Here is a 13,174-nt window from a genome sequence, read left to right as displayed (position 1 = left end):
AACGCTCAGCCTGAATTCCGGTAAGGCATTGTTAGATAATGGAGAGACTAGGTAGGAGGGGGTTGCTCACTGCTTCATTTGATATAAGCTTAATCTCTCTTGTACAGCATTCAGAACTTCTTTCGGAATCTCCTTCACCTTGATGTCTTCACCTAGAAAGAGCAACCAATTGGTGATTTCGGTTAACTCTTCTGAGTTATGAACATTCATAAATGCCTTTAGGAGGGCTGTAGTTTGGTATGGATTTGTATAGGCAATTGAAAACTTTAAAGGATGGTATTTTTTGAATTGCGCAATCGCCTTTGGACCAAGTTCCAGGACAAGGTTGATAACTTCTTCCTGCGTGTTTCGTTTGAGTTGTTCTACAATCTTTTTTGTACTCAGTCTTTTTTTCGCCGGGTATGCTTCGACATGGATGAGGTTGTCAACGGATACAATTCGTCTCTTTTCTTCCTCCAGGTCAAAACCTTCAATGATCCAATGGCCTTTTTGATGATGAAGGTGCAAGAGAACAATGGGATAAGACTTTGTTTTCTTCTCTTCTTGAACAGTGACTAACAAATAACGTTCTATAAGAAGAATTTGGATGAGTTTTTCCAAGGTAGGGTGAGGCAGGTCTGATAGATCAAGCAAGTCTGGATTATGGGGATTGGTCCCTTCAAAAAGCAATATTTGATTCAAATGCACCAGGTCATCTTGCTGATTTTCTGAGATAAGGCCCAATAATTTTTCAGCCAAAGATTGACGACTCTTCAGATAAGGAAGCTGTTGATTTCTTGTCGCCATAAAGGCAATGAATAACGCTTTGATTTCATTATCGGTAAAACGAACCGTGGGCAGGAGGGAGTTGTTCATGACAAAATAACCCCCGTCACGCCCAACTTCAGCGACAAGTGGCATTCCCATGGCTTCAATTTCTCTGATATCTCGAATGGCTGTTGAACGAGAAATGTTAAATTCTCGCATGATTTCAGAGATGGTAAAGTGTGCACGGTTATTGATATACCGCGTGATGGTATTTATGCGTTCAACTTTTTTCATTGGGCCCCCTAAACAGTATCATATTCTGACATGATTTAAGGTTATTATAAACCTATCAAGTGAAAACACAAATCAATTGAAAATTTAAAGAGGACGGTGTAAACCATGAGTAATTATCATTTTGAAGAAAAAGACAGCTTTATCGTGTTAGGTATTGGAACGGATCTTAAGAGCGACTATACAGACTATGTTGGCATCAGCAAGGAGAAGGCGGATTTTTGGTCCACGGTGAAGGAGGATGGAAGCCTGGACAAACTAAAGTCTCTGGCAACAAACGACTACATTTTTGCCGTAAACGAAGCAGTGAATAACCAGATGATGCATTATGCTGGTGTCATGACAGAAGAATCTCTGCCAGAAGCGACGAGAGTAATCCAATTTCCTAAGGGAGAATACCTTGTTGTGAAGGGCGAAGCAGAGACGGCTGATGCGCTCAGTAATATGCTTACTGGCATTGCCTTTGGTCAAGCCCTCCCCGTAGAAAAAGATTATGCCTATGTTGGCGGTCCGAATACAACGGTTGAAATGGGAGAGAAAAACGGTTTGTTATATGGTGAAATGTGGATTCCTGTTGTAAGGAATGGATAAGAAGTGGAGATCTGAAGACTTTTGAATTGAATATGAAGGACAAAGCTCTCTTCAAAATGGAAGAGAGCTTTTCCAATTACACGACAGCATGTAATTAATTTAAAACGCCGCTACCGACTATTGTAACCTTTACTTCCGGGTGAAAACGAACTTGGGCATATTCTTTATTCCAGTTTAGGCTTTTCCATAAGTCCGGGTAATGGGCAATTAAATGTCTGCCAATACCGAAGGAATCACAACCACTTTGCTGAAGTGTCTTGATAATTTGTTCTGCGTCCTGAGTCATGTCATCGGATAACTGGCTGTTCAGACGTTCAATCGTGTCCTTTTCCTGAAGATGATTCATTGCATACTCAACGATCGTTACTGGAAGTTCGATACGGAGGTTCACATCAATTTGGCTATCACTTGCTACCTTTACCGCAAGTTTGCGCTTAATTTGTGCGATATTTGCTTCATAAGTGACATAGTTCCGCGGGTTGTTGGAAGGCCCTGGGTGGACCTTTTTGACAAAACGCGCCGCTTCATTCCATTTCCCACTCATAATAATGTATAGAGGAGCCTGTTCGGTCGTAAGACTCCCACTGAACCTTTGCCCATGAAACAGGGCGATTCCCCGAGCATCAATCTCCTCTCCATCCTTATATAGATAAGGGAGTGTAAAATCCTGTCCCGGATCCAGCATGGGAGGGAGAAGGGTCTCTAACGTCATTTCCGGAAAAATACATAATTCCTCCAGACTCTTAATTTTTTTCGTAATAAAATCACCAATCAATATGCTGCCAACTTTTTTTTGGTGTAACAGATCTCCGGCATCGCCATCCACAATCGCAATTTTCACATGTGAGGTTGGGTAATCAGGTTCCCGATATAAGACGTCCAGGTAGGGGTAGATATCATTTTGTGCGAGTTTGTTGCCGTATAAGATCATCCCATATTTGAAAAACCGGATATCACCAGTCACTTTAGCGCGAATTCTATCTGTACTTTGACGGACGGATCTCCCGGTGCCTGAGTGGACTTCATTACCGCTGCTCCCTTGTTGACTCTCAGAATCATCGACAATTTCAAGCGTCTGTTTAATTTCACCCTCTGAGGTGATGTCGAACGCCGAAGCATTAGCCAGTCTTGCATCTTTTAAACTATCCTGATCCCAACATCCCGTCATCACCATGAGCAGGGTCAGCAGGATGAGGATTCTCCCCCGTTTACTCATATCATCTTCTCTTTTCGTTTCATTATATAAGATAGAACCAACAGGAGCAGAGGCAGGATCATGAGAAAAAAGTATGCCGATCTGTTGGAAATCGTACTAATTAACTCCAGTTTTTCCTTCTGTTGTGGCAGATAGGCAATTATGCAAGAAGCAAGAACGACATAAGGCACCGCTTTTTTATGGTGTTTTTGTTTGAAGAGATAACTTATACCATAGGATGCCGTATAGTAATAGCCACATATGGCCCCGAAAATTGAAATTAACCAGATAGGGAGGAACAGGAAATCGGCCCGATCCATTGTCCCGAGTGGGATAGAACGGAGCAGATAAATGACCGGTTCAGGCATTAAGTCAAGTTGCTGGGGGCTGAAAGCCGTTGAACAAATGAACACGGTGAATGCATACAACAACACAACTACAGCACTTGCTGAAGCAACAGACTTAAGTTTGCCACCGCTGCTACCTTCAACCATAGGAAACACAACGAGAAAAAACTCGAATCCGAACATAGCCATTAATGTTTCGGTTGATCCGCTAATGATATTGGGCCATCCTGCTTCGGTTAATGGCAAAAGATATAACAGATTTACTTCCTTGAGTCCATAACTGATCAATACCATCATGGGCAAGACCAAAAAGGAGATGAGTACAAGTACTCGTGCAATGATTCGTAATTTTTGCCGAACCAAATAGATACTGCTGAACAAGAAGAGGGCTAATATAGCCCATCGAGGCGTATCCTGCAGCATCCAACGGTTAATCACACCGTAAGCGTTCACCAGAACAGAAGTGCCCATTAACAGGAAATATCCAACGTAGGCAATGATCAGCAACTTGCCAATCCATTTACCCATAATCAGCGTTACAATGTCATAAATGGATGAACTAGGGAATCTTCGCATCAAAAGCCAGCACAACAATATGACAAGTTGGATCAGGAACCCTCCAAGAAAAACAGAAATCCATCCCCCACCTTTAGAGATAAGGTGTATACGGTAAGGGAGGGACAGAATATCTACACCGATCTCAAATTTCAAAATGAGCAAGAATAATTGTCCCCGAGTGATTGTTGTTTCCTTATTCACGTTTTTTCCAACTCCTAGAGAACTTCTGCTGATTCAGCCGCTGCGGGCGGGCATCATGAGGACGCCCGCGAAGCGCCCAGATGGGAAATCGAATCCATACATCCTTCATGTCAGCTAATCGGAAAGGGGCCACTGGAGCAAAATAAGGCGATCCGAAGTTTTCCATCTTACAGAGGTGAATGGTTAGAATCACCAAACCAAATGCGATGCCGATATATCCAAAAAGCGCCGCTCCAATCATCATTGGAAAGCGGAGAATACGGACTGCCGAACTCATCTCATGCGAAGGCACCAAAAACGACGAGATAGCGGTTAGTGAAACCACAATAATCATTGTATAGGATACAAGCCCCGCACGAACGATAGCATCTCCGATAACCAAACCGCCAACGATGCCGATGGTCTGGCCCACTCGGCTGGGGAGTCGGACCCCGGCTTCTCTTAATACTTCAAAGATCAGTTCAAGCAGCATTGCCTCTACAAGTGCAGGAAAGGGGATGTTCTGCAATGATTTCTTGATCGTGTGTGCCAGTTCGATTGGTAAAATAGCAGAGTGAAAAGAGATGGTAGCAATATAAACAGCAGGTAATGTAAAAGCAATGACAAAACTCATCATGCGAATTAACCGTAAAAAAGAACTGACAATCCAGCGACCATGGTAATCATCTGGACTTTGATAAAAAGCAAAAAACGTAACTGGAGCGATAAGAGCTGAAGGACTTCCTTCGGCAAGTATGGCGACACGCCCTTCCATCAAGTTGGCAATAACCCGGTCAGGTCTTTCTGTATTGAGCTGCTGTGGAAACAGAGAGAAGGGGTTATCCTCCATAAACTCTTCAATAAAACCTGGAGCGAGCACCATATCTGAAGATATGGACGTGATTCGCTCTTTTACTTCGTTCACCAACTCCGGATTGGCCAAGTCCTGAAGATATACAACTGCAATTTTGGTATGTGTCTTCTCGCCGACGTTAAAATATCGAACGATTAGAGATGGACTAATAATTTGTCTACGGATCAGATTCAAATTAACCGAAAGCTGCTCTACGAATCCATTGTGCGGCCCTCGAATAACGCCTTCATTCTCCGGTTCGGTTGTGCTTCGGACATACATTTTCTCGGTAGAAAGAATGTAAAACTCCGGGTACCCATCGATTATGTAAAGACATTTCCCTTGAATAAGTGAATCTATTCCACGTTGCAGATCCGTATCTTTTCTACTTTCTAAAGTGGTGAACGATGGGTAAATCTCCGAATGAGCTTGGCTATTCAGTGCTGTTAAGACATGTGTTTGAATGATCTCCTGATCTACAAGTGAATCGATATAGAGAAGCACACTCTGTACACCATTAAGTAGAAGCTGTTGTTGTTTCAAATCGTCAGTACAGTAGAGGGACTGTTCAACATAAGAAATATTCATTTTTAATTCAGAAAAAGCCTGATTGGTTGGGGTCATTGATCCACCTCTTTATAAAATGCGACATGGATTATCTTGTGCAAAATCAACACTATTATTCAATAGGCGCTTCTTATTCAAAGAACTTATAACCAAACATTGAAAAAATAGTTGTACAAAAATCCATAATTTACAATTCAATTAGAAACTTTTTCCTAAATCTAGCGTCTAATACTATGACTTTTTGAGGGGTTATAAATTACTAGAGAGTAGAAGGAGCCAAAGACAACGCATGAATATGAAGAAGAAATTATCCATTTTTACCGCTTTAGCCGTTTTTCAAGCATTTACAGTCGGTTCTGTGAATGCGCAATCAGCACCGCAAGGTGACACCGCGTCAGTAAACACGGCCAATGTAGAATCAGTTGAGGTGTTAAAGCAAGAGCAGCCGATTGCAGAGCGTGAAGTGAAGACGGAGAGCAATAACAAATCTATCAACACTCCGCCCACTGAAGCCAAGGACACTCAAACCTCGACTGGCACTGAGGCAACACCCAAAACAGATAGCGAGAAATCTGCATTGGATGGGGGAGAGACCCCTGCAAACGAAACGGGTACAAAACCTGTAGTTCAAGAGGAAACCCCTGAGAAGGTTGAAACGCCAGCTACGCCTGCTCAGATAGAGCAACCATCCGTTGATGGGACGTCTCCTGCAGTAGCAGGTGGAAATCTGACGTTGTACATGAATAGCAACAAAATGGAGCAGGATGGAAAAACGTATCTTGCTGGACAGCCAATGGCTGTAAAAAACGGTGTATCCTATGTTGCAATCCGTGCGCTGGTTGACCGTGTGGGATATGGCGTCAAATACGATAACAAAACCAAGGAAACCATCATTATTAGTGGTGAAGATGAACTCCGATTCAAGACTAACAGCAAGGACTATACGGTAAATGGAGAGACCAGAACGATGAAAGGCCCTGCTTATCAGCAAAAAAGTACATTCATGGTGCCGTTAACTTCCATTACTCAAGCTCTGAACATCACCTATAAAGTGAATCAGTCGGCTAAAACGGTTGTGTTGAATCTTAATACAAAACCTGTTGCAAGCTTTACCATTTCCCAAAAGGAAATCTTTGCGGGTGATCAAGTAGACTACGTGACTTCTTCCAGTTCACCTAATGGAATGGATATCGTTGACGAACGCTGGACTGGTCGCCAGGATTCATTTGATCAAGCAGGTACATATACGATTTCATATCAAGTACAGGATTCCAATGGTCAATGGAGCGATCCCTATTCAACTACGATTGAAGTTTTGGCTCCTAATCTTCCTCCTGTAGCCATGTTCGCCACGGATAAAGAACAGTATAAAATGGGCGAAAAAATAACATACACAGACCAAAGTACAGATGATGAAAATGATATTGTTAAAGCAGTATGGGAGAACAATTCACTTGCGTTCTTTGAACCGGGTCCAAAAACGGTGACACTTACGGTTACTGACAATCACGGCGCTACGAACACGTACTCTAAAGTCATCACCATAACAAATGAGACCTTATATTCATTTACAGACTTCAATTTACTCTTCACACCAGTAGGACAGAAATTTACCTTTAACGGCGGCGAAGTGACTACGATGGAGAAAGTGCCGTATACGTACATGGATGAGCCAAGTTTGCTGATCCGCAGTAACAGTCCGGAAACTGTGAATACGGAAGGCATTGTATATAAAGAATCATCTTCGGGGCAGACCCGTTTCATGATTCACCACGTGAACAATACAGGCAAAAGAGTAAAAATGTATGTGATTGCAACCAATAACAATCCGAATCCAGCCGTATTTGAACAACAGAATATGGGCTTTGCCGGACCTACACCGTATGCTACCGTAGCTGGGAAATTGTCTATTGATAAATGGTTCAAGTCGATTCAGACTGGAGCGGATCAAAAGAAAGAGTACCTTCAACCTGGGGAAAGCAAACTGATTTTGACGGAACTTAATAAAACGCCGATGAAAGAAGGACAAGTAATCTCTCTCTATTCGGACGCTTATAGTGATTATTCCTTAGACTATAACGTTATCCTGGTGGAAGAAAATAAAGATCCGTTCGAGGCTCTGCCATTGCTACCTGTGCTTGATCGTGACGGAGTGCACAACCGTGGTACGTACCCGAATGCGACTCGCGTTATAAAGTACGATGAGCACGTGGGAATCAAACCTGCCCGTCTGCCACTTGGTGACAATTCAAGCGATCCCAATCTGGTAGGAACAGATCCGATGGCATACACAGACGCATCCAATGCTGGTAATTTCGGCGTATTGTACAAAATCACGCTGACCAATGTTGCACCGCGTACGCTTATCTCCTTTAACCCTCGTGGAGGGAAGTACTCCGGAGTAGCTCTGGTGAACAATCAGTTGGTATCGATTGCCGAAGGTAACGTTGCGGTTGCCAATTCAAGTGAACAAAGCGTGCTTTACCGCACCGGTTCAACTGGAGAGAGCGTGACCATTCTATTCTCTGCCGCACCAGGAAGCAACCTGCCGGTCAATCTGCTCTTTACACCACTCCCATCGGAGAAGTAATGTAGGTTTCTCTTATAACGAATGGTTTGGTGGCACTTTAATCATCGACAAAAAAGACTCCATATGGAGTCTTTTCTTTTCACAACTTATTTCTACTAAGGAGGAATCAAATTCCGATGAATGTAGTCGTCAAGTTGATACGTGAATTCAAAGAGCGAGATAACCGGCGTTTGTTGAAGGATTATCGAGACAAAGTGGAGCTTATCAGGAAACGGAACTTGGAAGTTTGGGATGATCAGCACCTGCAAGCGGAATCTCTTCGGCTGCAAGAAGAAGCAAGATTAGGCACGCCTTTGGATGAGCTACTTGTTGATGCTTATGCTTTAGTCTGCGAGGCTGCGAAGAGAACACTCGGATTACAGCCTTACGATGTGCAAATTATGGCTGCGATTGCTTTGCACGAGAGATTTTTGATCGAGCAGCATACCGGTGAAGGAAAAACACTCTCTGCTGTTATGCCTGTTTATCTCAACGCTTTGACAGGCAAAGGAGTTCATGTGCTTACTTTTAACGACTACTTGGCAAATCGAGATGCAGCGTGGATGGGCCCGATCTACCGTTTCCTCGGGTTAACGGTAAGCTCGGTTCAAGCGGGCATGAGCCTGTTTGAGAAACGGGAAGCTTACGCCAAGGACATAACCTATGTTACGGCTAAAGAAGCAGGGTTTGATTATTTGCGTGACACAATCGCATTTAATGAAGCGGATACCGTACACCGTCCTTTCCATTACGTCATCGTCGACGAAGCAGATTCATTGCTTCTTGATGAGGCACGGGTGCCGTTAGTTATTAGTGGCGATTCGAGTGCTTCCAAGAGTGATGGCGTTCTTTTCTCAGAAGTGGCCCGGCAGCTGCGGCCAGGAGAGCATTACGATTTTGACGAGTTCCAGCGGAACGTTTACTTGAATGAAGCGGGTGCTGCGAAAGCGGAGTTGCTGCTGGGCTGTGGCAATTTGTACGATAGCCATAACAGTCATTGGTTAACGTCATTGAATTGTGCGCTGCATGTGGAATCGTTATTAAAAAAAGACGTCGATTACATCGTCCGGGACGGTGTAATTGAGCTAATCGAAGAACACACCGGCCGTGTGGCCGAGAACAGGTATTTGCCGGATGGGCTGCAAGCTGCGCTGATGGCAAAAGAAGGGTTGCAGTGGAAGGCCGGCGGGAGAATTCTCGGCACGATCACCATTCAGCACTTTATTAGCCTATATTCGGGAATTTGCGGAATGACGGCTACAGCGCACACTTCAGCAATGGAATTTGAGGATATCTATGCGCTGCAAGTCGTGCAAATTCCGCCAAACCAGCCAAACATACGGATCGACCACAAACACCGAATTTACACCCATAAAGAAGCCAAATATAAGGCGCTTGTACAAGAAATCTCTTCCGTCCATAGGATGGGACGCCCCATTCTTATTGGTACGTCAAGCGTCGAGGAATCTGATATGCTGGCGGAGGCGCTTGCCGCTGCTGGCGTACCTTGCCAGGTTCTAAATGCAAAAAACGATGCAAAAGAAGCCGAAATCATCGCTAAAGCGGGAGAAATAGGCGCGGTAACGGTATCTACGAATATGGCAGGGCGCGGCGTCGACATTCGTCTCGGCGGTGGTAATCCCGCTCAGGCAGAAGTGGTTGCCAAACTGGGCGGATTATACGTGATAGGTACATATGTGAACGAAAGCATGCGGATTGATGACCAGTTGCGCGGACGTTGCGGCCGCCAAGGTGACCCTGGGTCTTCCGTATTTTATATTAGCCTGGAGGACGAGTTGATGCTTCGCTTTGGCATTCATAAACTGTTTCGCGCTCCAAATCAGGACGAGGTTCTTGATGATCCGGCGCTCCGCAGCAAAATCGAGCATATCCAGCGCGTTATTATAGGTCAAAACTTCGATATTCAGCGGGAATTGAACTGTTATTCGGATATGGTGGAGGATCAGAGGCGAATTCTATATGAAGAACGGCTCGGAATTTTGAAAGCTGGGAGACTGATGAGTCCATCGGAGCAGCGTGTACGGCTTTTTTATATCGACGAGTTCTGGGCTGACCATCTGGCATTCGTTTCTTACATTCGTGAAAGCATCCATCTCGAGAGCATTACCAGTCGCAACCCAATCGACGAGTTTCATACGCAAATCACCCAAGCATTCGAGCAAATTCCGGCTAAAATAGATCATGAGTCGGCTAATATGCTTAGAAAACTCGGAGGTTCGAATGATCCCGACAAATGGGAACAGTTCGGTCTGAAGAGTCCTATTTCGACTCGGACTTATATGATCAACGATCAATACAGCCAAGATAAGCGCAGCTCATGGACCGGAACGACGGTATTTGCTTTTTGGGGCAGTAAGATTTTGAAGCTATTACTGAAGCCAGTATATAGGATGTCAAAATAGTGATGGGAGCGTGACGATCGATGAACAATAGAGAACGGTTTTCGAGCCGGGTCGATTCGTATTTGAAATACCGCCCGAGTTATCCAAAAGAGGCTATTGACTATTTGTACGACGTCGTTGGTTTACATGTGAACAGTAATATAGCAGACATCGGTTCAGGTACTGGCATCATTTCAAAACTACTTCTGGAACGCGGAAGCCATGTAATCGCGGTGGAGCCAAATCAGGCAATGCGGGAAGCCGCCGAGCAAATGTTAGAAAGTAATCCGAAATTTCAGAGTACCTCAGGTTCTGCTGAATCTACTGGATTACCTGATCAGTCGGTTGATTTTATTGTCTGCGCTCAGGCATTTCACTGGTTTGATCGCTCCGCAGCCCAAATCGAGTTTCGCAGAATTCTACGGCCAGGTGGGAAAGTAATACTCATCTGGAATTCACGTCTTACTAACGGTACTCCATTTCGTGAAGAGTACAATCAACTGCTCCATACATATGGAACTGACTACGAAAAAGTTAATCATAAAAATATTTCTCAGGCGATGCTTCTCTCTTTTTTCAAGGAAGGTTCAATGAATGAAATGCGATTCAAAATGAGTCAGGAGTTCGATTTCGAGGGATTGAAAGGCCGGTTGTTATCATCTTCTTACAGCCCTGTACCCGGGCATGCAAATTACGATCCAATGATGACAGAACTGCGGCATTTATTTGATAAAAATAATCAAGAGGGTATTGTTGAATTCGATTATGAAACTGAGATTTTTTGGGGAGAAGTATAAATACGGCATTTGAAAGTCGCTATTATAGCGGCTTTTTTTATTTTAGTGGAACAAGTTCTTGTCTCACTTGCCGGAATTAGCTGTTGGAACGAGCCCTGGCACACTTCCTTAAAATCTTATAAGAAATTCTTGATATTTCAGAAATTTATCCGATAGGCGGGTGCTATTATACAAATACAAACAAAGACGAGGTGATGAAATGCAAGCAAAATTGGCAGCGGACGCCATTCCCATCTCCAAAAAGCGAAAGACATGGATAAGGACGATACAAAAGCACAAAGTGATGTATGCACTCTTATTACCAGCTTTAATTTACTTTGCGGTATTCAAATACATTCCTATGGCGGGAATTATGATTGCTTTTAAAAACTACAACCTGGCTTTGGGACTATGGGATAGCCCATGGGTGGGATTCAAAAATTTTACCGATTTTATGAACGGCGTTTATTTCTGGGACATCATGAAAAATACGATTGTTATATCGCTGTATAAGTTATTGTTCGGTTTCTCCGCGCCTATCGTACTTGCTTTACTCCTCAATGAAGTGTATAGCCAATGGTTTAAGAAAATCGTACAGACAATCACTTATTTACCTCATTTTCTATCATGGGTCATCGTGTATGGAATTATGGTAGCATTACTAGCCCCAGGCGATGGTCTCTTTAACATGATTTTGAAGGATTTTGGTGTTGAACCCATCTCGTTTCTAACCGAACCTGCCTGGGGCAGAATGCTGATCATCTTATCTGAAGTATGGAAGGATATTGGATGGGGGGCGATTTTGTACCTTGCCGCCTTGGCAGGAATCGATCCAAGCTTATATGAAGCGGCTCGAATAGATGGCGCTTCCAAATGGAGACAGCTCTGGCATATCACGTTACCTGGCATTCGAGGAGTCATTATTCTGATGCTGATTCTTAAATTAAGCCATATTCTGGATGCAGGTTTTGACCAAATATTCATGTTTGCCAACACCTTTAACCAGGAGAAGATCGATATTATCGACACATGGGTATACCGGGAAGGGTTGGAGCGTCTTAAGATTGGCTTGGCTACTGCAGTAGGATTGTTTAAAGCTGTCATCGGATTTGCTTTAGTGTTGGCAGCGAATAAGCTCGCCAAAAAATTCGATGGGCAAATTTGGTGAGGTGGTCTTTAGAATGATCCATTTGACAATCGGGGAAAAAGTCTGGCAAACCGTCGTTTATGTAATTCTTATTTTGTTATCCCTACTTTGCGTGCTACCTTTTCTATATGTGGTTGCTGTCTCCGTAACACCAGAATCGGAAGTATTAAGAAGAGGGATTGTGATTATACCAGAATCCTTTACCTTTCTGGCCTATAAAGAAGTATTCATTTCTCATGGGATCTGGCAGGCGTATAAAATTACGTTGTTTCGAACAATTGTAGGGACTGCGTTAAATGTGTTTTTTACGGTAATCGCGGCCTACCCGTTATCCAAAAAATATTTGCCCGGAAGAAGTCCGTTTTTACTCTTCATTGTGTTTACCATGATGTTCAGTGGGGGGTTAATTCCGACATATTTACTAATCCGCTCTCTGGGATTGTTAAACAGTCCTTGGGTATTGATTATTCCAAATCTCATTAGTGCATTTAATCTGGTGATCATCAAAGGCTTTTTTGAGCAATTACCCGGTGAAATCGAGGAATCAGCGAGGGTAGACGGTGCCAGTGAACTTCAGACGTTATGGCGGATCATTTTACCCCTGTCCTTACCCGTACTGTCCACCATTTCCTTATTTTACGCAGTCGGGCATTGGAACAGTTATTTTGATGCCATTGTATATATCAATGATTCCAACTACATGCCACTTCAAGTGATTTTGCGCAACATCCTCCTTAACGTTGCAACTCAAAGCGCCGATTCGCTCGCCAATTCCGGGGCTGTCAGTACGTTCGCTGTGCAGATGGCTACAGTTGTTGTAACTACAGTTCCTATATTGATCGTTTATCCATTTTTGCAAAAGCATTTTACCAAAGGTGTACTCCTGGGATCCGTTAAAGGATAAAAGGTATTTCAACCTAACTTATTACGGGGAAACCGTGATAATATACA

10 protein-coding genes are annotated in these 13,174 nt (G+C 43.5%); 6 read left to right on the top strand and 4 right to left on the bottom strand.

Annotated elements, in window-relative coordinates; genetic code table 11:
* Positions 1-66: 66 nt before the first annotated feature.
* Positions 67-1,041 (bottom strand): helix-turn-helix transcriptional regulator, encoded by a 975-nt coding sequence (locus tag QF041_RS05000; protein ID WP_307412573.1) that lies wholly within the window; start codon positions 1,039-1,041, stop codon positions 67-69.
* 105 nt (positions 1,042-1,146) lie between these two features.
* Here QF041_RS05000 and QF041_RS04995 point away from each other — a divergent pair, with 105 nt between their 5' ends.
* A complete protein-coding gene (locus tag QF041_RS04995) occupies positions 1,147-1,629 on the top strand; it encodes a GyrI-like domain-containing protein (protein ID WP_307412571.1) in 483 nt (160 codons plus the stop codon).
* Between the two features lie 94 nt (positions 1,630-1,723).
* On the opposite strand, the gene QF041_RS04990 is transcribed toward QF041_RS04995, so the two are convergent.
* Genes QF041_RS04990 through QF041_RS04980 form a run of 3 tightly spaced genes read right to left on the bottom strand, consistent with a single transcriptional unit; the run spans position 1,724 to position 5,386 of the window.
* Positions 1,724-2,845 (bottom strand): Ger(x)C family spore germination protein, encoded by a 1,122-nt coding sequence (locus QF041_RS04990; RefSeq protein ID WP_307412569.1) that lies wholly within the window; start codon positions 2,843-2,845, stop codon positions 1,724-1,726.
* Positions 2,842-3,930, bottom strand: coding sequence for a GerAB/ArcD/ProY family transporter (locus QF041_RS04985; protein ID WP_307412567.1), 1,089 nt, complete (start codon positions 3,928-3,930; stop codon positions 2,842-2,844). Before QF041_RS04985 ends, QF041_RS04990 begins: the two co-directional genes overlap by 4 nt.
* A complete protein-coding gene (locus tag QF041_RS04980) occupies positions 3,923-5,386 on the bottom strand; it encodes a spore germination protein (protein ID WP_307412565.1) in 1,464 nt (487 codons plus the stop codon). The genes QF041_RS04985 and QF041_RS04980 overlap by 8 nt, the downstream gene beginning before the upstream one ends.
* A gap of 232 nt (positions 5,387-5,618) precedes the next feature.
* Between QF041_RS04980 and QF041_RS04975 the strand changes: the two genes are divergently transcribed.
* The 5 genes from QF041_RS04975 to QF041_RS04955 all read left to right on the top strand — a co-directional run bounded on the left by QF041_RS04975 (position 5,619) and on the right by QF041_RS04955 (position 13,127).
* Positions 5,619-7,919 carry a copper amine oxidase N-terminal domain-containing protein gene (locus QF041_RS04975; RefSeq protein WP_307412563.1) on the top strand — a complete coding sequence of 767 codons (2,301 nt, stop codon included), beginning with the start codon at positions 5,619-5,621 and terminating at the stop codon, positions 7,917-7,919.
* Between the two features lie 116 nt (positions 7,920-8,035).
* Positions 8,036-10,321: a preprotein translocase subunit SecA gene (locus QF041_RS04970; RefSeq protein WP_307412561.1), complete on the top strand. Its 2,286-nt coding sequence runs from the start codon at positions 8,036-8,038 to the stop codon at positions 10,319-10,321.
* A gap of 20 nt (positions 10,322-10,341) precedes the next feature.
* Entirely contained in the window at positions 10,342-11,097 is a 756-nt protein-coding gene (locus tag QF041_RS04965; protein ID WP_307412559.1) for a class I SAM-dependent methyltransferase, read from the top strand.
* A gap of 199 nt (positions 11,098-11,296) precedes the next feature.
* Positions 11,297-12,244, top strand: coding sequence for an ABC transporter permease (locus QF041_RS04960; RefSeq protein ID WP_221821255.1), 948 nt, complete (start codon positions 11,297-11,299; stop codon positions 12,242-12,244).
* Between the two features lie 13 nt (positions 12,245-12,257).
* A complete protein-coding gene (locus tag QF041_RS04955; protein WP_017688329.1) occupies positions 12,258-13,127 on the top strand; it encodes a carbohydrate ABC transporter permease in 870 nt (289 codons plus the stop codon).
* The last annotated feature ends 47 nt before the right edge of the window (positions 13,128-13,174 follow it).

The sequence above is a fragment of the Paenibacillus sp. W2I17 genome (genome assembly GCF_030815985.1).
Lineage (GTDB): Bacteria > Bacillota > Bacilli > Paenibacillales > Paenibacillaceae > Paenibacillus.
This window is presented reverse-complemented; position numbering and strand designations above follow the sequence as displayed.

Excerpts from the sequence above, each read along its gene's own strand:
- QF041_RS05000 (WP_307412573.1), bottom strand. The coding sequence starts at position 1,041 with ATGAAAAAAGTTGAACGCATAAATACCATCACGCGGTATATCAATAAC.
- QF041_RS04995 (WP_307412571.1), top strand. The coding sequence starts at position 1,147 with ATGAGTAATTATCATTTTGAAGAAAAAGACAGCTTTATCGTGTTAGGT.
- QF041_RS04990 (WP_307412569.1), bottom strand. The coding sequence starts at position 2,845 with ATGAGTAAACGGGGGAGAATCCTCATCCTGCTGACCCTGCTCATGGTG.
- QF041_RS04980 (WP_307412565.1), bottom strand. The coding sequence starts at position 5,386 with ATGACCCCAACCAATCAGGCTTTTTCTGAATTAAAAATGAATATTTCT.
- QF041_RS04975 (WP_307412563.1), top strand. The coding sequence starts at position 5,619 with ATGAATATGAAGAAGAAATTATCCATTTTTACCGCTTTAGCCGTTTTT.
- QF041_RS04970 (WP_307412561.1), top strand. The coding sequence starts at position 8,036 with ATGAATGTAGTCGTCAAGTTGATACGTGAATTCAAAGAGCGAGATAAC.
- QF041_RS04965 (WP_307412559.1), top strand. The coding sequence starts at position 10,342 with ATGAACAATAGAGAACGGTTTTCGAGCCGGGTCGATTCGTATTTGAAA.
- QF041_RS04960 (WP_221821255.1), top strand. The coding sequence starts at position 11,297 with ATGCAAGCAAAATTGGCAGCGGACGCCATTCCCATCTCCAAAAAGCGA.
- QF041_RS04955 (WP_017688329.1), top strand. The coding sequence starts at position 12,258 with ATGATCCATTTGACAATCGGGGAAAAAGTCTGGCAAACCGTCGTTTAT.